The organism is Thermoanaerobacter sp. A7A, from assembly GCF_000445185.1.
Classification (GTDB): Bacteria; Bacillota; Thermoanaerobacteria; order Thermoanaerobacterales; family Thermoanaerobacteraceae; genus Thermoanaerobacter.
On record NZ_AVAF01000074.1, the window covers coordinates 1 to 23,542 of the forward strand.

The 23,542-nt window shown below is 34.5% G+C and carries 18 protein-coding genes and 1 tRNA gene; 2 read left to right on the forward strand and 17 right to left on the reverse strand.

Going from position 1 to position 23,542, the window contains the following annotated elements:
• Positions 1-177: 177 nt before the first annotated feature.
• Genes M663_RS0104465 through M663_RS0104475 form a run of 3 tightly spaced genes read right to left on the reverse strand, consistent with a single transcriptional unit; the run spans position 178 to position 2,169 of the window.
• On the reverse strand, positions 178-738 hold the full coding sequence (locus M663_RS0104465; protein WP_029688079.1) for a uracil-DNA glycosylase: 561 nt from the start codon (positions 736-738) through the stop codon (positions 178-180).
• 7 nt (positions 739-745) lie between these two features.
• A complete protein-coding gene (locus M663_RS0104470) occupies positions 746-1,306 on the reverse strand; it encodes a Fe-S-containing hydro-lyase (protein ID WP_029688080.1) in 561 nt (186 codons plus the stop codon).
• 20 nt (positions 1,307-1,326) lie between these two features.
• Positions 1,327-2,169: a fumarate hydratase gene (locus tag M663_RS0104475; protein ID WP_029688081.1), complete on the reverse strand. Its 843-nt coding sequence runs from the start codon at positions 2,167-2,169 to the stop codon at positions 1,327-1,329.
• Positions 2,170-2,346: 177 nt separating this feature from the next.
• Between M663_RS0104475 and M663_RS0104480 the strand changes: the two genes are divergently transcribed.
• On the forward strand, positions 2,347-3,240 hold the full coding sequence (locus M663_RS0104480) for an ATP-binding protein (RefSeq protein ID WP_029688082.1): 894 nt from the start codon (positions 2,347-2,349) through the stop codon (positions 3,238-3,240).
• A gap of 34 nt (positions 3,241-3,274) precedes the next feature.
• Here M663_RS0104480 and M663_RS0104485 read toward each other — a convergent pair whose 3' ends face one another.
• The 12 genes from M663_RS0104485 to M663_RS0104540 all read right to left on the reverse strand — a co-directional run bounded on the left by M663_RS0104485 (position 3,275) and on the right by M663_RS0104540 (position 21,511).
• Complete coding sequence (locus M663_RS0104485) at positions 3,275-8,815, reverse strand: alpha amylase N-terminal ig-like domain-containing protein (protein ID WP_029688083.1); 5,541 nt, start codon at positions 8,813-8,815, stop codon at positions 3,275-3,277.
• Positions 8,816-9,131: 316 nt separating this feature from the next.
• On the reverse strand, positions 9,132-9,899 hold the full coding sequence (locus M663_RS0104490) for an SDR family oxidoreductase (RefSeq protein WP_029688085.1): 768 nt from the start codon (positions 9,897-9,899) through the stop codon (positions 9,132-9,134).
• Between the two features lie 206 nt (positions 9,900-10,105).
• The gene (locus M663_RS0104495; protein WP_029688086.1) at positions 10,106-11,155 is read right to left on the reverse strand and encodes a beta-L-arabinofuranosidase domain-containing protein; all 1,050 of its coding nucleotides are present in this window, start codon (positions 11,153-11,155) and stop codon (positions 10,106-10,108) included.
• Positions 11,156-11,175: 20 nt separating this feature from the next.
• The gene (locus M663_RS0104500) at positions 11,176-12,351 is read right to left on the reverse strand and encodes a glycosyltransferase family 4 protein (RefSeq protein ID WP_029688087.1); all 1,176 of its coding nucleotides are present in this window, start codon (positions 12,349-12,351) and stop codon (positions 11,176-11,178) included.
• A 29-nt stretch (positions 12,352-12,380) separates the two neighbouring features.
• Complete coding sequence (locus M663_RS0104505; RefSeq protein ID WP_029688088.1) at positions 12,381-13,427, reverse strand: NDP-sugar synthase; 1,047 nt, start codon at positions 13,425-13,427, stop codon at positions 12,381-12,383.
• Between the two features lie 217 nt (positions 13,428-13,644).
• Entirely contained in the window at positions 13,645-14,535 is an 891-nt protein-coding gene (locus M663_RS0104510; protein WP_029688089.1) for a glycosidase, read from the reverse strand.
• A 14-nt stretch (positions 14,536-14,549) separates the two neighbouring features.
• Positions 14,550-15,458, reverse strand: a complete 909-nt coding sequence (locus M663_RS0104515; RefSeq protein ID WP_029688091.1) for a glycosidase — start codon at positions 15,456-15,458, stop codon at positions 14,550-14,552.
• Positions 15,459-15,460: 2 nt separating this feature from the next.
• Positions 15,461-17,344: a beta-galactosidase trimerization domain-containing protein gene (locus M663_RS0104520; protein ID WP_029688092.1), complete on the reverse strand. Its 1,884-nt coding sequence runs from the start codon at positions 17,342-17,344 to the stop codon at positions 15,461-15,463.
• Between the two features lie 18 nt (positions 17,345-17,362).
• Positions 17,363-18,199 carry a carbohydrate ABC transporter permease gene (locus M663_RS0104525; protein WP_029688093.1) on the reverse strand — a complete coding sequence of 279 codons (837 nt, stop codon included), beginning with the start codon at positions 18,197-18,199 and terminating at the stop codon, positions 17,363-17,365.
• Entirely contained in the window at positions 18,186-19,064 is an 879-nt protein-coding gene (locus M663_RS0104530) for a sugar ABC transporter permease (RefSeq protein ID WP_029688094.1), read from the reverse strand. The genes M663_RS0104525 and M663_RS0104530 overlap by 14 nt, the downstream gene beginning before the upstream one ends.
• Positions 19,061-20,386, reverse strand: coding sequence for an extracellular solute-binding protein (locus M663_RS0104535; protein ID WP_029688095.1), 1,326 nt, complete (start codon positions 20,384-20,386; stop codon positions 19,061-19,063). The genes M663_RS0104530 and M663_RS0104535 overlap by 4 nt, the downstream gene beginning before the upstream one ends.
• A gap of 75 nt (positions 20,387-20,461) precedes the next feature.
• Positions 20,462-21,511, reverse strand: a complete 1,050-nt coding sequence (locus M663_RS0104540; protein WP_029688096.1) for a LacI family DNA-binding transcriptional regulator — start codon at positions 21,509-21,511, stop codon at positions 20,462-20,464.
• A 290-nt stretch (positions 21,512-21,801) separates the two neighbouring features.
• Here M663_RS0104540 and M663_RS0104545 point away from each other — a divergent pair, with 290 nt between their 5' ends.
• Positions 21,802-22,524 carry a pseudouridine synthase gene (locus tag M663_RS0104545; RefSeq protein WP_029688097.1) on the forward strand — a complete coding sequence of 241 codons (723 nt, stop codon included), beginning with the start codon at positions 21,802-21,804 and terminating at the stop codon, positions 22,522-22,524.
• A gap of 25 nt (positions 22,525-22,549) precedes the next feature.
• Here M663_RS0104545 and M663_RS0104550 read toward each other — a convergent pair whose 3' ends face one another.
• Together M663_RS0104550 and M663_RS0104555 are read right to left on the reverse strand one after the other, a co-directional pair.
• A complete protein-coding gene (locus tag M663_RS0104550) occupies positions 22,550-23,287 on the reverse strand; it encodes an SDR family oxidoreductase (protein ID WP_029688098.1) in 738 nt (245 codons plus the stop codon).
• A 128-nt stretch (positions 23,288-23,415) separates the two neighbouring features.
• Positions 23,416-23,490 (reverse strand) — tRNA-Gly (locus tag M663_RS0104555).
• Positions 23,491-23,542 lie beyond the last annotated feature (52 nt).

Sequence of the window (23,542 nt, forward strand, 5' to 3'; positions counted from 1 at the left end):
TATTAGCAAATTCTATTCCCTTTGTCAATACCCTCTTTTGCTGTCTTGCCGCCTCAGCAGCGACGTTTATTAATATATCATTTTTATGTTTCTACTTCAATCCCTATAGAAAGTCATATAAAGCCATTATTCGTAATTATACCGACTATGCTTGGTTATACTTTAAAATGCTTTAAATTACGATAATTTATCTAACTCTTCTTTAATTTTTTTAAAGTCCTCCATTGCAGGCTCTAATTTTTCAGGGTCTCTCAAAATTGCAGCTGGATGGTAAGTCGCTATTATTTTAACGCCTTTTCTTTCAAGCCATTGTCCTCTCATTGCTGTTATTTTGAAGTTTTTATCTATTATAGCCTTTGCTGCAGTAGCTCCAAGACAAACTATTATTTTAGGAGCTATTATTGCAACTTGATTTCTTAAATAAGGCAAACAAGCGTCAATTTCACTCTGTAAGGGCACTCTATTATTTGGTGGCCTGCATTTTACTATGTTGGCAATATAAACTTCTTCTCTTTTTAATCCAACCTCTTCAAGCATTTTGTTGAGAAGTTGACCAGCTCTCCCTACAAAGGGCCTCCCTTGCAAATCCTCGTCTCTTCCTGGTCCTTCTCCAACAAACATAACTTTTGCTTTTAAATTTCCTTCTCCAAAAACCATATTAGTTTTCGTCTTACTAAGGTCACATTTTGTACAATGTAAACACTCTAAATATAGTTCTTTTAAGGGTAGAAGCGCCATTTTTGTCTCACCTTTTTAAATTAGTCTTATATTTTTCTTTCTCAATCTCATACAAATTATTGCCATAGATATCTATAGTAACAATAACAGGAAAATCCTCAACTAAAAATTTATAGATAGCCTCTGTACCTAAATCTTCATAAGCTACTATTTCTGCTTTTTTTACTTTTTGTGCCAGTAGTGCTCCTGCTCCTCCTATAGCAGTGAAATAGACTGCTTTATACTTTTTCATAGCTTCTATAACTTCTTTACTCCTATATCCCTTTCCTATCATGCCTTTTAATCCTAATTCAATTAATACCGGTGTGTATTTATCCATTCTTCCGCTTGTAGTAGGCCCACAACTTCCTACAACTTGTCCCGGTTTAGGAGGACAAGGACCTACATAATAAATTACACTATTTCTTATTTCGAAAGGTAATTTTTCTCCTCTATTTAATGATTCTATCATTCTCTTGTGAGCTTCATCTCTTGCTGTATAAATTTCTCCTGATAGCAAAATTAAGTCCCCTGCTTTAAGCTGGTTTACTATTCCATCATCTAAAGGAGTAGTTACTTTCTTGTACATCATTTTTCCTCCCAACAATATTATAATACAAAAGTAGCATGTCTTGTAACATGGCATCCTAAATTGACAGCTACAGGAAGAGAAGCTATATGGGTAGGATAAGTTTCAATATGAACATCAAGAGCAGTAGTACTTCCTCCCAATCCTTGCGGACCAACACCTAATGTATTTATTTCTTGCAGTAATTCTTCTTCTAATTGAGCTATCACTTCGTCAGTATTTCTTTCTCCCACTTTCCTCAATAACGCCTTTTTAGCAAGATAAGGAGCAAGTTCAAAATCCCCTCCAATTCCTATTCCCACGATCGAGGGAGGGCAAGCATTAGGACCTGCTTTTTCAACTGTTTCAATAACAAAATTTTTAATCCCTTCTACTCCGTCAGAAGGTTTTAGCATTTTTAAAGCACTCATATTTTCACTTCCTGCACCTTTAGGCATTACAGTTATTGAAAGTCTATTCCCTTCACAGATATGATAATGTATTATCGCAGGAGTGTTGTCACCAGTATTTATTCGCAAAATAGGGCTTTTTACAACAGATTTTCTCAAATACCCCTCTTCATACCCCAGTCTTACACCTTCATTTATCGCTTCTTCTAAACTGCCATTAACTATATGTACTTCTTGTCCTATCTCTACAAAAACTACCACTATTCCTGTATCTTGACATATAGGCATTCTTTGCGTTTTCGCTATTTCAGCATTTGCAATTATATCTTTTAAAATTTCTCTACCCAATGGACTTGTTTCCTCTTTTATTCTTTCTTTTAAACTTTTAAATATATCTCGAGGTAATTCATAATTAGCTTCAATACAAAGCAATTTTACTATTTCTGTAATTTTCTTTGCTTCTATCACTTTCAAAATTTTTCACTCCCTCTTAAGTTCCTCACAACTATATAATACTATTTTTTTAGAAATTTTTTAAGGAAAACTTGTTGAAGTAATTAGCGTTTTTGCAATTTCTTTTTAAATTTTTTATAATTTAAGGTATAGCTTTAATTGTAGTATACAATTTATTAAGTAAAGGAGGTTATGCCATTGAAATGTACTGTGTGCCGTAAACCAGCAATTGTAAAATTCCCCGCTCATAATTCCGCCTTTTGCGAAGAACATTTGGATGCTTTTTTTATGAGACAAGTTGCCAAAACTATTGAAAAATATAAAATGCTGCCTCCGAAAGGGCGCGTAGTTGTTGCAATCTCAGGGGGAAAAGATTCCTTAGTCACTACTTTTGTCTTAAAAAGATTAGGTTATGAAGTGCTGGGCTTTTTTATAGATCTAGGAATAGAAGAAAATAACTTCTCTTCTCGATCTAGAGAAGTTGTGGAAAACTTTTGCAAAGAAAATGATATTCCTCTAGAAATAGTAAGCTTAAAAGAAAAATTTGGAAAATGTATCCCAGATGTAGCTAAACACCAAGACAGGATATGTGCTCTATGTGGAGTTACTAAAAGGCATCTTATGAATGAATACACTTTATCTGTAAAAGCTGATGCACTAGCAACAGGTCACACATTAGACGATATGGCTAAGTTGCTTTTAGCAAATCTATTCCGATGGGACCTTCATCATTTATCAAAGGGAACTCCTGTACTCCCTGAAGAACCGGGATTTTCTCGAAAAATTAAACCTCTCGCTTTCCAAGCAGAAGAAGAGATAATTGCTTTTGCAAAACTTCACAATATAAAGCCTGTAACCGCAGTATGCCCTTATTCAAGAGAAGCAAAATATATAAGATATCAAGAAGCCTTAGATATGTTAGAGGAAAATTCCCCAGGAATTAAAAGGTCTTTTTATAAAAACTACACAAAATATGCCTATCTATTTGCTGGTACTTCTGCCCGTCCTCCAAAAATAAATTGTGAGGTATGTGGTTTTCCTTCTGTTTCTCCCGTGTGTACCTTCTGCCGCACATGGATGAAAAATGACTAACAAAAAAAAGCGCCCGTTAGGGCGCATCTTCATTTTATATATTTCCTGTTTTCTCTAAAATTCTGTAAAGCATAGCTGCTGCCTCTGCTCTTGTGGCGTTGTCTTTTGGCTTGAAAGTGTTATCTTCATATCCTCTTACTATTCCAAGCTTTACTGCATTTGCTATTACATCCCTTGCCCATTCACTTATCTTGTTGTTATCACTGAAAGTGGTATTGCCTATACTGTCTTCTTTGTGCTCTACAAGCTTTCCGTACACTCTCATAATTACTGCTGTCATCTCTTCTCTTGTTATTGGGTCATCCGGCCTCATATTCTTGCCGTCTCCTAATATTATCCCTTCTTTATATGCTGCTTCTATCGCGTTTGCATACCATGCTCCTTCTTTTACGTCATTGAATTCTCCTTTGTATGGCTCTTCTTCTATCCCTAATGCTCTTATCATTAATGCTGCAAATTCTGCTCTCGATATTTTGGCGTTCGGTAAAAATGTTTCACTGTCTATCCCTTTTATTATATGCCTTGATGTAAGTACATTTACTACGTCATATGCCCAATTGTCTTTTGTTACGTCTTTGAATTCTTTATTGTATTCAAAGACTCCATATGTTGAGAAGTGTTTGGCTTCAAAGGTTATTGTGTTTGTCTTTTTGTCAATTCTTCCTCCTACATATTCCCATTGATTTGTCTTTTCGTTTAAGTAGTATACTCCTATTTTCCTTATGTCTTTTCCACCTTTTATGTTAAATGTCATTTTTACTGGTGACCCTATTTTTATGTCTTTGTCTCCTGCTTTTATTGTTATGTCATAGGCGCTTGTTACCGGCTCGAAAGATGATGCGGTTATTTTGCCTTTGTTGTGTATGTTAAGTTTTATTGTTCCTGCTTTGCTTATGAGGTCAATTGTTTCTTGTGATACTCCCAAAGTTTTTGCATCAAATTGAAGGGTTACTTCGTCTGATTTTACAACTACGTTTTTGTTGTTCTCTGCTATTAAATTAAGTACAGTTACAGGTATTTCTAATGCTTTTTGAGGTGTAGTTCCTATATTTGTTAAGTCAAATTGTATTTCTTTCTTTGAAGTGTCTTTTATGTCTTTTGCTACTTTGTTTTCGTCTATTGTAAGTGTTGTTGTGTTATTTTCTATAACTACTTTTCCTTGTGATACTTCCTGAGCTGGTTTTGTTGTCTCTGTTGGTGGAGTAGGAGCAGGTTCTGTCTCCTGGCCGGGCTCCTCTCTTGTAACAGTTATTGTTATATCTTTTGTAAGTTCATTATTCTTGTCACCACTTGGCTCTACATGTATTTTGATAGTATTTACACCATATTCTAAAGGAATTACTTTTGTAAATACTCCATTTTCTTGTTGCACAAAAGATTCATCATTTATAGTTACTTTTGCACCTTTGTAAGTATTGCCTTTAATCTCTATTTCACTCGTATTTGCATCAACAGTAGTCTTGTCTTTTGGAGAGTAGATATATACCGGCAAATCTCTCCATCTTTGCACTGTGTCATTTACCACCATTGTATTTGAGCCTTGATTAACAACAGTTATCTTCCTATTGTCAATTTCATTGCCGTATTCACCTTTTTCTACTTTATCCCAGCTTCCTCTCGCATATTTATATTCAATTTGTGTACCTTCATTTAAAGTTAAGGTAATGCTGTATGTGCTAGGTCCTGTCTTTGTCATTTGCTGAGCAGTTGGATTCCAGAAAGCATCCGGGAAGTTTCCAGCGATATTTACACCATCATCAGGAGTATAATCTGGTACTGTGACATTAAATGTCACTTTTATAGGTATTATGTCAGGTGTCGCTTTTACTGTATTTGATGCTGTCCTATTATAGGAGGTATCAACTGCCACAACTTTATAATAATACACATTGCCATTTACTACATCTGTATCTACGTAGTTATACACACTGTCAGACACAGTTGCAATCTTTATAAATGGTCCTGTCTCACTTGAAGACTTATAGATTTCGTAGCCGAAAATAGCAACATCATCAGCTGACGGACTCCAGTTAAGTGTAACTCTTGAGGATTCAATTCCTGGTTGTTGTAAAACTGGAGCTGTAGGTGTTTCTACATCATTTGATGGCACAACAATAAACTGTTTTGCTTCATCTGTTTTTCCATCTCGTCCTTTTGTATACGTCCAATCATGGCCTTGGTTAGAAGAAAATCTCATAATATATTCCCATGTGCCTACCATATCAGGTACAAATTTAGCCATGTATTTATCATTATTCCCAGAATCCCCTACATATTGTGCATCAACCCACGTCCAGTCCTTATTTACTTCAACACCTTCCACCTTATTGTATACGGCATTGTAAACTGCATCTCCCACAGTATCTTCAATATACCTATATCCTAACTGCGCAATCATATTTTCTCCTTGGCCAGGTTTATTTGTAAGCCCATCTGCCCACACTTCAGCATACACTTCAACTGGATTATTTACACTTATTACATGTGTACCGACTTGATTCATATTTCCAGCCCAGCCAATAGGAAATGCTGGATATGCCTCAACTTCATTGCTTAAAGCACTTTCATTTCCATCCCTATCTACAGCGGTTACAGCATACACATACTTTAGACCATTGGTAACCTCTGTATCAGTATAGGTGGTTTGCGTAACATTTGAAGCTATTTTTTCATATAACCCACCTTTAACTGTAGAACGGTAAATATTATAGCTTACTGCTTTATCTACTACACTCCAGGAAAGGTCTACTTTGCCATTCCCTGAGACTGCTTTAAGGTCTGTTATTGGCTGAGGTGCTGTCAAATTTTGTCCTGTATCTGATATAAGTATAGCTCCATCCATTGATCCAACTTCTACAACAATTTTACCACCCTGAACCGTGTATGTCTTGCCACTTAAGGCATCTGTAAAAGCAACTCCATCTCTTATAAATTTAGTGGTATCTATTGAAACTTGTTTTGCGTCACCTTTATTAATTACAACAATCGCCACACTGTCAGGATAAAACTTACCAAAAACGTCTTTTCCATTTATAATTCTTCTTCCAAAGGCATAAACATCGCCATTTGCATAAAGTGTCTCAAGGTCTCCCGTTTTTAACACTTGATTGTCATTTCTTATATTTACAACTTTCTTAAAAAACGCTTGCAAATCAGTATCTTCTCTTCCCCAAGGGAATGTTCTTCTATTGTCCGGGTCTTTTCCACCAGATTGCCCTGCTTCATCTCCGTAATAAATAGAAGGCATGCCTGGATAACCCATTTGAAGTATCGCAGCGAGTTTAAGCCTTTTTACTGCAAGGTCTTTTGCTTCTTGTGAATTTTGATTTGCATCAGCAGAGTTATATCCAAAAACCGTTAATATCCTCATGGTGTCATGGGAACCCAAAAGATTCATAGTAGAATAAAATACTGGCAGCGGATATCTTTCATATATGCTCATAAGTCTTTGGTCAAGTTTTGCTGCATCTATAGGATTGTGAACCACATTTCCGTCATCAAATGATTTATCCAATATAAAATCAATTGCTGCATTTCTAAAGAGGTAATTCATAACAGAGTTAAAAGAGTCTCCAAGCAAATCTAATGAAGCATCTCCCCAAAGTTCGGCAATCATTGGCGCATTTGGTTTCTCATTATTAATTGCATCTCTAAAATGAACCCAAAAATCGTGAGCAACTTCATTCGCAACATCCAATCTCCAACCATCTGCACCTGCATTTTTGTCTCCATCAGGATTTAACCAATACTTAGATATTGCATTAGGATTATTTATAATAAAATCTGCCCAACTTTTTACATTGTACTCACTTCCGTTTATCTGCCTTATAACAGGTAAACTGTCAAATCCCCACCATCCTTCATAGGTACCGTCAGGCTTGATTTCATACCAATCACCATATGGAGATTTTGACTGATCACCCTGTTTCCATGCTTGATAAGCACCTAAAACTCCTGTGTTTAAGTACTTACCATATCTGTCAAAATAAATGCTGTCATCACTTGTATGATTGAAGACACCGTCAAGTATTACCTTAATTCCCTTTGCATGGGCATCCTCCATGAGCTTCTTAAAGGTAGATAAATCTCCTAATAGTTCGTCTATTTTTGTGTAATCGGTTGTATCATATCTGTGATTTGAAGGTGACTGGAATATAGGATTGATATAAATTACTGATATACCAAGGCTTTTTAAATAATCTAGTTTGTCATCTATACCTTTTAAATCTCCGCCAAAGAAGTCATTTGACCAGATTCCATCACCTGTATATCCTGGTTTATCTTTATCATTAGGATTATCAGGAAGGTCGTCCCAGTTGCTATGATATTCAGCAGGATCAAAACCTCTGCTGTATTTCTTTAGATGGTCATTTGAAGGATCCCCATTAAAGAACCTATCAGGGAATATTTGATACATTACTGCCCCTTTCATCCAATCAGGGGTATCTAAATTTTTATCATAGACAGTAAGTTCAAAGTCTTTATTTACAGTATCTGTGGCTTTACCTACTCCACCTAATTGTTCATCGTTATCTCCGTAATAAGCAGTTTTTGTCCCGTCTTTAAGTATAAAGTAATACCAAACTCTTGTGGGATGGTCAAAGCTTAACTTAACTTCCCAGTATTCATATTTCCCATCAGGACTTTGACCAATTTTGTACATCGCGACTTCTATTCTTATTTTCTTAATATCATCCCAATAAGAAATTTTAGCTGACTCAAGGTCGTGGTTCCTTGCTTGTATTCTTAATGTCACAGTATCTCCCGTTTTTATTGCACCGAAAGGCGAGCGGAAGAATGGGTCATGGGTATCATGTTTTAAATCGTCATAATATATGTTATTATCAGGTCCTGTAAGAGTTGGATTATAATCGGTCCATATATTATGTGAAATCGAATCATAGTAAAATGTAATCTTAGTATCATAGGCTACATTCAAAGGAATATTTGGCCCATTTTGTTCACCATTTAAGCCATAATTTATATCCCATGAGGACCCTAAAGTCACTTTAAATTCATAATTCCCTTTTGGAACGTTTGCAGTGTATTCGTAAACATTGTTAAACTTATAGTCTCTCATTATAGCTGTCGATGTTTCAGGTTTCCAATCATCACCTGCTCCTATTGCTGATTGTATAGTACCTACAATTCTTGGAAATTTTTCTTCCGGAATTGGTGTATATTTTGTAGAATCAGTAACACTTGAAGTATTGTAATTGTAATAAAAAGTCACTACAGAGTCTTTATCAAGATGAAATTTTAAATTATTTCCAAAACCATCTGGTATCCACTGACTCCCATTCAAAACTATTTTATACTCATAATCTCCTGCAGGTAATGCAGTATGTGTCGTGTATTCATAAAAACCATTGCCTTTATATGTCATTACTGTTATGCTGCTGTCGCCCTTCCAGTCGGTATCCCCAAGTTTTGACTGAAAATTGCCTGCTACAACAGCAGTCGCTGGCGCTGCATCTGTGTCAGCCTTTACAAATTCCATAGGCATTGAGCCAAACACTGCTGTAAAAATTAAAAGAAATGACAATAAAAAGCCTAATGCTCTTCTCTTAAACACTGCAATCCCCCTTTTCATTATGTTTTTATCTAAAAATCTTTCAAAAATCTCCTTTACAGCATCACCCCCCCATTTCTTTTAGGCAATCGCTTTCACAGGTTACAAAAAGATAAATGTGTTTATGTACACATTTCCTTGTATTGTGCAAATTTTTGCGCAATCGTTTCCACTATTTTGGTATTATTATAATTCAAATCTATTTTTTTGTCAATGCATTGAAAAAAGGATGCACTGAAACATCCTTTTTGAAAATTCATATTTATTTTAACCTTTATACTATCTCCATCTTATTTACTTTATTGTACTTTCAATAAAATTAAACATATATCATTTTAACTGTCATTCCACCATCCACAATGAGATTCGCTCCTGTAATAAAAGAAGCTTCTTCCGAACATAAAAATAAACATGCATTTGCTACGTCCTCTGGCTTACCTACACGTCCTGCAGGATGCTGCAAATGGTCCTCTTCCGTCAATTGTGGCTTTTTAGCTTCTCTGTTTTTCTTCCACTCAGATACTTCTATCCATCCGGGACTTATAGAATTCACCCTTATTTTATCATAACCTAAACTTATTGCAAGAGAGTGGGTTAAGGCTATAATGCCTCCTTTTGAAGCAGAATAAGGTTCTGTATGAGGTTCTGACATAAATGCCCTTGTAGAAGCGATGTTTATTATGACTCCACCGCCATTGTCTCTCATGTGAGGAGCAACATATTTTGAACACATATATGTTCCTTTCAAGTTCACATTTATGACTCTATCCCATTCCTCCATGGGCCTTGTGTAAATCGTCCCTCTTGCTCCAATACCTGCATTGTTTATCAAAATATCGATCTTGCCGTATGCTTTTATTGTTTTATCTACCAAATTCTTAACATCTTCCTCTGAAGAAACATCTGTATGTACAAAAAGTGAGTCTCCACCTTTAGATTTTATATATTCTTCATTTTCTATGCCAGCTTCATCGTCAATATCGGCTATAACTACTTTTGCTCCTTTATCAGCAAAAGTTTGCGCGATACATCTTCCTATTCCTTGTCCTCCTCCTGTCACTATCACTACTTTCCCATTAAAATCCATAGTTAACCCTCCAATTTTTAATTATAAAAGAAGATAAGGTAACCTCATGATTAAAATTAAAAAAGCAAAGAGGTTTACCTTATCATAAATAGTATAACTTAAAAGTTTTATAAAAATCAATTAAATGGGTTGCATAAAGCACACCAATTTTCATATGGCATCACCCTTTTCAATTTTTATAAAAATTTTTGAAAGAAAAAGGAAAACTATTTAAATACACTCCCTGTGTGATTCACTATCATATCAGTTATAATGAGTGAAACTATACTTTCTGCTCCTTCATTTAAATTTACTCCCTCTTTAGTTATACCGTCGTAACAACCCCCTGTCTCCTCATCTATTAAGCTTTCATTCTTTGAATTTTCTCCCAAAAACCATTTGTAACATTTTATAGCTTTTTCTCTGTACTTTTTTTCTTTAAAAATTTTATAAGCTTCTGTGTACATAAGAGCAGTCTCACAAGCCTCTACTGGTTGTTCATCAAATTCTGCAGGTTTTTCATCTCCTTTTTTGTACCAACCTTTACAACCTATCGGCTTAAAATACCCATTTCTAAAAGTTACTTTTTCTAAAAATTCCATGCTTTCTTTTGCAACATCTAAGACTTCTTCATCTTTTGTAATAGTGTATGACCTAAGAAGAGCCCAAGGAAGTACGGCATTGCTGTAAGTCATTATATTTTCAAACCATTTCCACTCTCCATCTTTGTTTTCCCTATATTTTTGAACTATTTTTTTTGAAATAGAAGTTATCAAATTTTTTACCTTCTCTTTGTTAAATTCAGTAACATCAGAACTGTATAAAAGGCTTAATCCTATTAACGAATAAGCGTTACCGCGAAGAGAATTTAAATTTGCTACATTTGGCAAAGCTTTTTTGATTAATGTCACAGCAACACTTTGATAACCATTAGACAAATTAGTATTTAATAAATATCCTAATGCCCATAAAGTTCTGCCAAAACAATCTTCTGAGCCAACTTCTTCAATAAATTCTCTATTGTAGTTCATAAAATTTCTAAAATATCCTTTGCTATTCTGGGCATAAATCAAGAAAGAAAGGTATCTTTTTAAAAGGTCAAGGTATTTTTTATCTTTGTAAACTTCATATAACATTGAAGCAGCAATAAGTGCCCTTGAATTGTCATCAGTAGTGTAACCTTTTGTCAAATCAGGAATAGAGTAAAGGGAATGCTGTAAAATGCCTGTATCATCCGTTAGCCTGAAAAGATGGTGAAATTCAATTGCTCCTTCCATTGTGTTAACTTCCCCCTTCTCTATATTACAACTTCCTCCCTTGATTTAATGTCCAACACAGACAAAATCATTATGACATATCTGTAAGCAACGTTATTCCACATCATTGTATTCCCTAATTTTTTAATTTCTGCCTCTATCTGCAGCCTTTTCTCAGGGTTTTCAAATATATACTCAATATGTTTAGCTAAAGACTTTGCATCACGGAAATTAGCAAGCAATCCTCTTCCTTCTACTAAAATTTCTTCAGCGTACATATAAGGAGTGGAAATAATCACTTTCCCTAAACCTGCTGCATATGCTAAAGTACCGCTTACAGCTTGTTCTTTGTTTAAGTATGGAGTCATATATATATCTGACATCTTCAAATACTCCAAAATCTCTTTCTTCCTAAGATATTTATCCACAAATTTTACATTGTCTTCTACTCCAAGGTCATGGACTAGTTTTTGAAGTTTCTCCCTATACTCTTCCCCAAATTCTCTCTTTATGTTTGGATGGGTTTGCCCTAAAATTAGGTATAATACATCTTTGTATTTTTTTGCTGCCATACTTATTGCTTCTATACCGTACTCTATTCCTTTACCAGGATTTATAAGACCAAAAGTGCTTATTATTCTTCTCCCTTTAAAGCCATATCTTTCTTTCAATGTTTCCTTAGGTAATACTGGAAAATTGGGAACTCCATGAGGAATAACAGTGATTTTACTGGAGGGTATGTGATATATCTTTTCAAGAAGGGGTATAGTATTTTTCGCCATTGTCACTACTCTAACGCTTTTTTCCCCTAATTCTCTAAGTATCATAAGTTGTTTTTCATTTGGATTTGATAATACTGTGTGGACTGTCAAAACAAAGGGTATATTTAAATTGTCTACCAAATCTAATAAGTATTCTCCACTTTCTCCTCCAAATATTCCGTATTCATGCTCTATAATGAGCAAATCTATGTCAGATTCATTTAATTCATGGGCTAATCTTACATAATCTTCTCTTACAAATTGTTGTAACTGATATTTAACATCGCTGTCATATTCATAAGTTTTATTATCATTTATTGCAATTACTCCTGCAAAATTAATAAGTTTTATCTTTTTTATTTCATTAACTAAATCTTGAGTAAAAGTAGCAATGCCACATTCTCTTGGTGGATAAGTACTCAAAAATGCTACATTTCTCCCCAATACGCTCATCATATCACGCCCCCTTCTTAGTTTGTTTAGTATTAAGTTGTCATTGTAGTACTTGCTAATCTATTAGGTGTAAACACTGTATTTTTAATTTCCATATTCACCTCTACTATACATTCTGAAGTTACAACTGCATTGTCTAATCTTGCAAACCTGCGGACTTTTACATTATCCCACAATACACTTTGGGATACTTTGCTCTCTTGACCTATTCGACAGTTATTCCCAATTACTGTATACGGACCAACTGTAGCATAGGCATCAATTTCAGTATTATTTCCAATATAAGCAGGTCCTATCACTCTTGCGGTAGGATGAATTTTAGCATTGTCTCCTAAAATTATGCCTCTTGAGGAAGTAGTACTTACAAATCTTGATTTTCCTTTTAAAATGTCCTCATGAACTTTTTTGTATTTATCTATTGTACCTATATCTATCCAGTAGCCGTTAAATTTATAAATAGCCATTCTATACCCTTTTTCCAAAAGTTTGGGATATGTCTCCCTCTCTACAGATACTACTGTATTTTCAGGAATTTCTTTTAACACCTCAGGTTCAAATACATATACTCCTGCGTTAATATACTTAGAATTACTCTCGCCTGGTTTGGGCTTTTCTTTGAAAGCAGTTATAAAGCCTTTTTCATCAAATTCTATAACTCCGTACTGAGAAGTATCTCTTACTTCAATAGATGCAATAGTTGCTTGAGCTCTTCTTCTCTTGTGGTTTTTTATCAAATCTGCATAGTCAATATCACTGACGATATCAGAGTTTAAAATGAGGAAAGTATCATCAAAAAATTTTTCGGCGTTTTTTATTGCCCCACCAGTCCCCAAAGGAGATTCTTCTGTAATATAGTGTATTTTTACACCTAAGTCCTCTTTTGGCTTGAAGTAATCTTCAATGTACTGAGACTTATAATAAGTACTTATTACAACTTCATCTACTCCACTTTTTTTAAGGTTTAAAATAATCCTTTCTAAAAGAGGTCTTCCCATGATAGGAACCATTGGTTTTGGCAGGTCATCTGTAAGAGGTCTTAGCCTTGTTCCCAAACCTCCTGCCAATAACAACGCCTTCATAAAAGACCCCTCCTTTATGAAGTTTTTCAAAAATTAAACTTAAAAACAAAAGAAGGGCGTGATACAAGTGATATAATTTATAAGAACGATAAGAACTAAGAAGAGGAGAAATATATTAGCACTCTTGAAATTCGGCTGCTAATAAGTATTATAATTAATCCTTTTTGGCATGTCAAGTACTTTTCTGTAAATAAAAAACAGGCCTTTTAAAAGCCTGCTAAAATTTGATATCTTTCATCTCTAATATCGCCACGCCTATAACAGTATCCGCGCCCCCATAATAAACGTAAATAGTATCATCTTTTACTGCATTACCACAACTAAATACAACATTAGGAATGTATCCTTCTTTTTCCCACTGTAGTTCTGGCTCTAAGATAGGTTCTTTTTGCCTTGCAATAATCTTTGATGGATCTTCTAAATCTAAAAGGACTGCTCCCAATCTATATACATTATTGTCATCAGCTGCATGGTATATCAAAAACCAACCATCTTTTGTCCTAATAGGCGGCCCTCCAATTCCGACTCTCGCACTTTCCCACGTTCCAGGAATTGGCTTAATGATAGGCTTATGGTCATACCAATTTTTTAAATCTTCTGAAAAGGCAATCCATATATCTGGATACCTTCTATGAAGCATCACATACTTTCCATTGATTTTTTCCGGAAATAAAGAGGCGTCTTTATTAGGTTCATCTAAAACTACTCCTTTTCTCTCCCAATCTATAAGGTTTTTGGAGATAGCCAAACAAATCCTATAGTCATCATGAAACCTGTCCCCAAAACCTGTGTACATCATATAATAAATGCTGTCAATTTTGACTATCCTTGGGTCTTCTAATCCTCTGAGCTCTTGTTCTGTCTCATTGCTCATCACTGGTTTGTCTAATCTCATAAAATTAATCCCGTCTTTGCTAACTGCATACCCCAGGCGAGAAGTATATTTCCCATATTTGGCGTGAGGTCCAATGTCAGTAGCCCTATAAATCAAGTGAAACAGTCCATTGTCGTAAATTGCTGCAGTGTTAAAAATTGCTGCTCTTTCCCATTCATTTTCTGCTTTTGGCATCAATACTGGCTTATCTGATAATCTCTTTAATTTTATCACTTAACACACTCCTTTTAAAATTTTACTTTTTCTTTTTCAATGGCTGCTACACCTATATGGGTATCTGCTGCTCCGTAATATACGTAATACATGTCATTCACTTCCACTGCTCCACAGCTAAATACCACATTAGGCACAAGCCCATTTATTTCCCACTCCAACTCTGGCTCTAAAATAGGCTCTTTTTGTCTCGCAATAACCTTTGATGGCTCCTTTAAGTCTAAAAGAGCTGCACCAAGTCTGTACACATTGTTGTCATCCACCCCGTGATATATTAAAAGCCATCCATCTTCTCTTTTTATAGGAGGTCCTGCTATGCCAATTTTCTTTGACTCCCATGTGTGAGGTTTAGGGGACATTATAATCTTATGGTCATACCAATTTACCAAATCATTAGAATAAGCAATCCAAATATCGGGCATTCTTCTATGGAAAAGCACATACTTTCCATCTATTTTTTCGGACAAAAGTGCCGCATCTTTATTAGGTTCATCGAGAACAATTCTGTGCCCTTCCCAATTTTTTAAATCATCAGACCAAACCATACATATTCTAAAATCCAACCAGTCCCTTCCTCCAAAACCTGTATAGAGCATGTAATACTTGTCGTCAATTTTCGTAATTCTTGGGTCTTCTACTCCCCACGCTTCTTGGGGGGGTTCCCCCACTAAAACAGGCTTGTCAAATCTTTCAAAATTTATACCATCTTCGCTTACAGCATACCCAATTGAGGATACAAATTTATATTTTTCTTCTGGCTTTTCAGTATTCAAAACAAATTTATTATTAGAGGCTCTGTAAAACAAGTGGAATTTATTATCTTCATATATTACTGCTGCATTAAAAACAGCCTCCTTTTCCCATTCATGCTCTTTTATTGGCGACAATATAGGTTTGTTACTAAGTCTTGTTAGCCTGAACATCTTTATACCCCCTTTTCCAGCAAAATTGCAACTACTCCATTAGCCTCTATTGTGAAATTTTCTAAATTAATCTGCCTTCCGCCGATTAAATCTTGTATTTTCTCATTATTTCTTGTTTTTCCACCTATACTTATTTTAGTATTAATGTTTATATCTTCATGATTTATAAAAATCACAAGAATTTTCCCACCATAATCAAACTCTTTTACTTCAATATAAGGAGGTTCTACTTTTACGTTGTATTCTATTCCGCTCAGCTCTTTAGCATACTTATAAATCAAATAAGACCTGTCAGTCTTATATACATCGGGCATATAACTTAAATAGAGCTCAATAGGATACGTAACAAGAATAGCATTCCCTTTGCCATATTTATTCACAACTATTGCCGGGTTATTCTCATCATCATTTGCAATTACACGGCCTGTTGTCGGTTTTGCAATAAGTCTTTTATTAAATTTAAGAGCTTTATAATTTAAATCAATTCCAAGTTCTTCACAATGCATTGATACTGTCTCATTTTTGGGCACCATAGAATATTGCGTTTTAACTCCAAAAACCTCATCAAAACCTTCTACAGAAATTCCATCGTATGATACATACAAAGTGCCACCATTTTTAACAAAATCCATAATTTTTACCCATTGGTCATAATTTAAATGCCCTTTTCTATAAGCGGAAGGTAGTATAAGCATTTTATACTTACTAAAATCTCCATCAGCTCTTACCAATTCAACATCTATACCTGCTTCCTTTGCCAGTATAAAACTATTTAAAAGAATCCTAAAATTTCTCTCTGGAGTATAATCGTTACCTACAAATAAAGCACTATAATACTTATCCGGAATGATTATCGCGGCATCGCACTTTTTGTGTTTTAAATCCTTATACTCAATTTTATTCATAAATTCAGAAAAAGCTTTTATTTCAAGTCCTGCTTTTTTAACTCTTCCATCAACTGCTGTTATACCAAATTGCGTTTCAAAGGGGGTAGAATTATAGGGAAGCCTTTCGCCAACAGAAAAATCTCCAAAGCACCAGGCTATTGCACCTATCGATTCATTCGCAAGAAGGCTATACAGAACCACCTTGTAATAATTTCCCTCTATATCTTCACTTATCATAAGTGTAGTTGCACCAAATTCCTCCAGTAGCACTTCTTTGCCACCCATAGCTTGGGTGAGTTTAGAAGCAAAAGGTGCCATATAAGTGCTTCTTATAGAATTTACAGGGTCTATACATGTATCTGTATAAATTGGATATGCGTGCATACACAGAAAATCATTTCCTTCTTGCAAGTCTTCAGGATAAAAATTATTATCGGTAAGAAGAGATGCCTGGTGTATTCCAACTGTTACGGGATGATTTTTGTCGTATTTTTTTATCTCATTTGATAAGACATAGTTCCACAGCCAAGCATCATGTCTTGACTCTGCTTTTACATAATTATCTGGTTCATTTGAAAGGTCCCAAAACAAAATAGCAGATTCATCTTTGTACCTCTCAGCAAAAAAGCGTACCAATTTAATTTGATATCTCAACATAAAGGAATCATTGTATATATTCCTACCTTCTCTCCACGGCACATCCCAATTCTCACCGCTCATATGTCCCACAAAAAAAGTAGGTGCGATTTTCATATCGACTTCATGACATATCTTAATAAGCTCGTCAAACTTTTTCATCGCTTCCTCTGATATTACATCAGGTTTTGGCTGAAAATCCTCCCAAAAAAGATTTACTCTCATTACATTAATACCTAATTTTTTCGCCTCAATAAATTCACTTTTTATCTCATCATAATCCCACTCTTTCCACATTTCAATGCCGTGATTTCTCGGCCAATAATTAGCTCCTATTATAAATTCATCTGCAAATTTTGCCATTTTTCTACCTCCGTCATATTATTTTAAAACAAACTGTATGCCTTCTTTAAAATTCTTGCTAAAAATTATAAACAAAATAAGTATTGGCATTGTCAAAATTACAGAAGCAGCATACATTGGTCCCGGATATGCACCATATGGTCCAAACATTTGTGCTAACATAACATTCAGAGTAAGAAGATTTTGATTATGCACAACGAGCATATCCCACAAAAGCTCTACCCATCTTTCCATGAACAAAAAGAGGAAAATAACTGTTGTAATTGATTTTGACATTGGCAAAACAATCTTAAAAAGTATTTTAATTTCATTCGCGCCATCTATTTTTGCAGCCTCAATCAATTCGTTAGGTATTGCTTTGAAAAAATTTGTATACATAAATATAGCCCACAAACTTACAGATTTCGGAATAATCATACCCCAATAAGAATCATATAATCCTAATTTTTTCACAAGCAAAAACGTAGGTATCAAAAGAATAATCGACGGATAAAACATCTGAAACATTATAATGTTATTTATCGTTCTACTCCCTTTAAAAACTATTTTTGACAAGGCATATGCAACTAATAGTGCTGTAACCATCATTAAAAATGTTGATGAAATCGTTACAATAATACTGTTAGCAAAAGCTCTGAGCCACGGACGTGGCGTAACATCTTCTCCTCCCAGTAAAAGCCAAATATAAGATTTCAATGTAATTCCTGTCGGTATTATTTTTCTATCAACTTGATCCCATGGTGCAAGCGAATTCAATATCATATACAAATATGGGTATACCATTATAATTAAAAAAATAATAGCTATTGTATACAATAATATAAGTTGCAATTTCCTATTTTTACTCCCAACCATAAGTCTTCCCCCAAATTTCTAGTAATTTCCGAACAATTATTATGGTCACAAAAGTTACTACAGAATCAATAATTGCAATTGCAGAACCGTATCCCGCATTTAGCTTGCTAAAAGCTTGGTTATATATTTCTATTTGCCATGTATTTGTTGAAAATCCAGGTCCTCCACCTGTTAATACATAAGGTTCTGTAAATATGCCAAATACAAGTCCAACTGCCAATATAGTCACTGTAAACATAGCAGGGTATAAAAGTGGCAGCGTAATTTTAAAAAATTTTATCCAGCCTGTTGCACCATCTATCGCAGCAGCTTCATATACCTCACCCGGTATGCTCTCTAACCCAGATGTCAGTATAAGCGAATAATAACCCATAAATTTCCATGATATCATAACAGCAATAATCAATGGAGCAAGTATCGGTGAGCCAAGCCAATCAATATTTAAATGCCACGTATTTCTTAGCCATGCATTTAACGCACTGTTATATGATAAAATTCCCCTTACCACTACTGATGTAGCAACACCGGAAGCAAGATATGGAAGAAAATAACCTACAGAAAAAAAACTTTTAAATCTTGGCAAGCTGTATATAATAAGAGAAAGTATCAAAGATCCAATTAATACCATCGGTACAAATATTATCATAAATTTATATGTTACAAAAAACGCCGCTTTTACTCCTGGACTTTTAACTGATTGAATAAAGTTTAAAAAACCAACATTCTCATATTGAGGTGAAATAAGATTCCAGTTAGTAAAAGATAAAAATAATGCTCCAAAAAGAGGAATTACGAAAAATATTAAACTGTATACAAGGTATGGGCTGGCAAAAAGCCAACCCAATTTTTCTTGTCCTTTTTTCATTTAAGAACCCCCTGAATCGCCTTTTTCATATCATCCCAAGCTTTTTGTGCATCTATTTGTCCTGCCACAACAGGATTTACAGCTTTTTGGCCAATTAATGTCTGAATATCGTTAAATTTAGCATTATCAATAGGTGGAATAGCGTTTGGTATAGATTCAGCATACAGTTGAAGCTCAGGATGATCTTTTAAGTAATTTTTAAATTGTTCGTTTGTATTGACATCATCTCTTGCTGGTGGAAGATTAGTAATTTCAAACCACTTCATATCATTTTCAGGATTAGAATATACCCATTTTATAAATTCCATTGCTGCTTTTTGCTTTTCAGGACTTGATTGTGCATATATTACAAGGCCTTTTGTATCTGCAAATGTCTTTACATTATCTGTACTCATTCCATCTGGCACTGGAGGTAGTGTAAGCACATAAGTTTCATTTAACTTAAGTTCTGGATATTTGTCCTTCCAAGTATTAAACGTCCATGGACCAATTGTTGTCCATACACTTATTCCTGTTTCAAAAGGATCCGTAGCTTTTTGCGTTAATATAAGCTTATTTTTTGCCATATCCTCAAGAAATTTAAGTGTAGCAACTCCGGCTTTATCATCAGCAACAAAATTATTGCCCTCTATAAACTTATTACCGTTTGAAGCTGCATCATAAAGCATAAAGAAGTCAAACCATCTTTTCCACCACGTAGAGTCAATTAAATCCGGATTTGCCCATAAATATTTGTCAGGATATTTTTCTTTTAGCTTTTTCCCTAATTCAATAATTTGACTATAAGTTTTTGGAGGTTCATTATATCCCAATTGCTTTAAAATATCGATCCTCCATGCAAAAAGCATCGCGTTTGAATATATAGGCAACACATATTGGTGTCCATCCGCAAATTCCCATGACTGGACCGTATTTTCCATATTTCTGGCCTTTACAATGTCATTCCATCCATCCATTGTATCAAGAGGTATTAACGCTTTACTATCTACCAGTTGTGCCGCAAAACCACGGGAAATGTTTTCTGAAATTGTAGGAGCATTACCACCAGCAAGAGCTGCCTGAATTCCAGCTTCAGATGTTGGTGATTCAGGCATCGGGCTAACATTTACTTTGATGTTTGGATTAACTTTCGCATATTCTTCAGCCATCTGTTTCCAGAAAGTCTGTTGCGGAGGATTTGGAGCGGCCCAAAAATCGATTGTAACAACTTTTTCTTTTGTGGTCTGTGATGTTTCATTCTTTTGGTTTGTACTAGTCCCACAACCTGCCAAAAGTGATGCAACAAGAAGTAAAATTAAAATGCTTTTAGCTATTTTTTTCATAAAATAATACACCTCCAAAAATTAATTTTATATAAAAAACAGCTTAATGCTGTTTTTTATATACTTTAAAAGTTTTTAATTTCTAATTTCCTTTACAGATTCCCTCTTTATCAGCTTAACCTCCATCCGTATATGGTCACAGGGCTCTTTTGGGTTTTCCATCCTCCACAAAAGTCTTTTTACAGCTTTTACTCCCATAAGCTCTTTATTTATGCGGATAGTAGTCAAATGCGGTGTCACAATATTGCATATATCAATATCGTCAAAGCCAACTACAGAGATATCGTCAGGTACCTTAATACCCAAGATACTCAATGCATTGTACAATGTAATAGCAGCACTATCGTTGGAACATACCCATGCAGTAGGAAGTTTATCTAACTTCGAGATAATATTTGCTACCTCTTTGTAGTTTTTGCTTAAAACATATTGTTCTACCTGTCCTATTACACAATATCCAGGATTTACATTAAATATGGGATCTACATTAAGTCCTGCATTTCTCATCGCCTCGTTAAAGCCTAACCATCTTTCTTTAAAACTTAAAGAAAAATCTATTTCACCAAAAAAACCTATTTGAGTATGGCCTTTTCGAATAAGATATTGTGTTGCCATATATGAGCCAGGCATATTTTGAGTTAATACAGCATCTGTACTTATAGTAAATGAAGCATGGTCTACAAGGACAGTTGGTATATCATACTTCAATAATTTTTCCAGATGTTCATCTTTAATAGTACCAACCACTAAAATTCCTGAAACTTTTCTCGTTTCAACACTGGAAAGTACCTGAAAATCATCTTGATTCATGAAGTTTACTAAAATATCGTAATTATTTTTCTTTGCTTCATTCTCTATACCTAAAATTACTTTTGTATAAAAATGAGTATCGCGGAAATTTCTCTCTTCAATCAGTAGGCAAATATTTCTGAAATGATTTTTAGCAATAAAAGAGGGATTTTCATCAAAATACCCCATTTCATCAGCTGTTTTTAAAACTATTTTTCTTGTCTCTTCGCTCACCCCCACCTTGTCATTTAAAGCCAGGGACACAGCATTAATTGATAAGTTCAACCTTTCAGCGATATCTTTCATGGTCACTTTTTTCCTTTTAATTGCCGTCAAACTTAACACCTCTAAAAATCGTTTTCTTGTAATAAATTATAAATCATTTGAATTTAATTATCAAGCAAAATTTACTTGAATTATTATAGATTTTACTTGAATTTTGTTTGTTATAATCTTATCTTAACGATTACTTGAAATATATTCACAATAAAGTAGAGAACACAGCACTTTGTCTAATTTATAATTCAAGTAATTTAAGTGAATTGAATAAACCAATATTATATACTCTAAAAATACAAAATTTCGTGTTATAATTACATCATAAACTCTTTTTGGAGGTAATTTATATGGCAAAAATGAGAATAGATAAACTTTTATCGAATACAGGCATTGGTACGAGAAAAGAAGTTAAAAAATTCATTAAAGAAGGTCTTGTATTGGTAAATGGAAATATAGTAAAAGAGGCTGGTTTAATTGTAGATACTGAATCTGATGAAATTTTATTTGATGGTGAAAAGATCAATTACAAAGAATTTATATATATCATGATAAATAAACCAAAAGGAGTTATTAGTGCTACATCTGATCCTATAGAAAAAACTGTTATTGATTTATTACCCCAAGAATTAAAAGCTCGAAATCCATTTCCCGTAGGAAGACTTGATAAAGACACAGAAGGATTACTTCTCATAACTAATGATGGGAATTTAGCACATAAGCTTTTATCTCCAAAAAAGAATGTTATAAAAAAATATTATGCTGAAATATTAGGCTTTGTCAATGAAAGCGACATTAAAGCTTTCATTGAAGGCATTGTACTTGAAGATGGGTATAAAACTCTTCCCGCAAATCTCGAAATTCTCTCTTCTTCTGATGTGTCGAAAGTTTACGTCTATATAAGAGAAGGAAAATATCACCAAATAAAAAGAATGTTTGAATCAGTCGGTAAAAAGGTCATATACCTTAAAAGATTGGCAATGGGTAGTCTCACCCTTGACGAAAATCTAAAACCTGGGGAGTGGAGAGGATTGTCTGAAGAAGAACTATCTCTCCTGAAAAAGTCGATATAAAAACAAGGCTTCACTAAAGGCCTTGTTATATAAATCCTCCATCTACAGTTATAACTTGCCCTGTTATAAAATTTGCCTTGTCAGATAATAAAAACAGTACAGCATTTGCTACATCTTGAGGTTTCCCTATACTCATAAGTGGTATATCCTCAATTAAGTGTTTCTTTTCTTCCCTATTTAAAATGTTGTTCATTCGAGTATCAATTACTCCAGGAGCAATACAATTAACTCTTATTTTAGAAGGCCCTAACTCTTTTGCCAAAGCCTTTGTAAAAGCTATTATTCCTCCTTTAGATGCTGAATAATGTACTTCACAGGAAGCACCGGAAATACCCCAAATTGAAGAAATGTTTATTATACTCCCATATTTTTGAGGCAACATATGTCTCAAAACACTTTGTGAGCAATTGAAAAGACCTTTTAAATTGACATTCATCATCCTATCCCAATCTTCTTCTGTTATTTCTATAAATGGTTTGATTTGGGCAATTCCTGCATTATTTATAAGATAGTCAATGCGACCAAAGTTATTATAAATACTATCAATCATATTGTCTACCTGCTGTCTGTCTGAAATATCTGCTTTAAAAATTTCCGCATAACTAAAATTGCTTTTTATATACTCTTTTAATTTAACAGCTTGCTCATAACTGTTATTATAATGTATTGCTATAGAAGCCCCTTCTTTTGCAAGCTCTATACAAATTTCTCTTCCTATATCCCCAGCACCACCAGTTACAATCGCTACTTTGCCATTTAACATCTCTTTCACCTTCTAAATTAATTGACACTTCTTTTTGTAATTTTATAAAAAAATAAAATTATGTCAATATCAATAAAAAATACTAAAAAAGGTTCTGCATTTACCTCGCAGAACCTCTCATTTTCTTATGGAGCGGATGACGGGATTCGAACCCGCGATCCTCGGCTTGGGAAGCCGATGCTCTACCGCTGAGCCACATCCGCATCTCTTAAAAGTTGGCTCCTCAGGTAGGACTCGAACCTACAGCCTACCGGT

Coding starts and splice junctions, on each gene's coding strand:
- M663_RS0104490 (WP_029688085.1), bottom strand. CDS start 9,899: ATGGATTTTAATGGGAAAGTAGTGATAGTGACAGGAGGAGGACAAGGA.
- M663_RS0104500 (WP_029688087.1), bottom strand. CDS start 12,351: ATGATGAGCGTATTGGGGAGAAATGTAGCATTTTTGAGTACTTATCCA.
- M663_RS0104535 (WP_029688095.1), bottom strand. CDS start 20,386: ATGAAAAAAATAGCTAAAAGCATTTTAATTTTACTTCTTGTTGCATCA.
- M663_RS0104470 (WP_029688080.1), bottom strand. CDS start 1,306: ATGTACAAGAAAGTAACTACTCCTTTAGATGATGGAATAGTAAACCAG.
- M663_RS0104520 (WP_029688092.1), bottom strand. CDS start 17,344: ATGGCAAAATTTGCAGATGAATTTATAATAGGAGCTAATTATTGGCCG.
- M663_RS0104465 (WP_029688079.1), bottom strand. CDS start 738: ATGGCGCTTCTACCCTTAAAAGAACTATATTTAGAGTGTTTACATTGT.
- M663_RS0104525 (WP_029688093.1), bottom strand. CDS start 18,199: ATGGTTGGGAGTAAAAATAGGAAATTGCAACTTATATTATTGTATACA.
- M663_RS0104515 (WP_029688091.1), bottom strand. CDS start 15,458: ATGTTCAGGCTAACAAGACTTAGTAACAAACCTATATTGTCGCCAATA.
- M663_RS0104550 (WP_029688098.1), bottom strand. CDS start 23,287: ATGTTAAATGGCAAAGTAGCGATTGTAACTGGTGGTGCTGGGGATATA.
- M663_RS0104545 (WP_029688097.1), top strand. CDS start 21,802: ATGGCAAAAATGAGAATAGATAAACTTTTATCGAATACAGGCATTGGT.
- M663_RS0104505 (WP_029688088.1), bottom strand. CDS start 13,427: ATGAAGGCGTTGTTATTGGCAGGAGGTTTGGGAACAAGGCTAAGACCT.
- M663_RS0104530 (WP_029688094.1), bottom strand. CDS start 19,064: ATGAAAAAAGGACAAGAAAAATTGGGTTGGCTTTTTGCCAGCCCATAC.
- M663_RS0104495 (WP_029688086.1), bottom strand. CDS start 11,155: ATGGAAGGAGCAATTGAATTTCACCATCTTTTCAGGCTAACGGATGAT.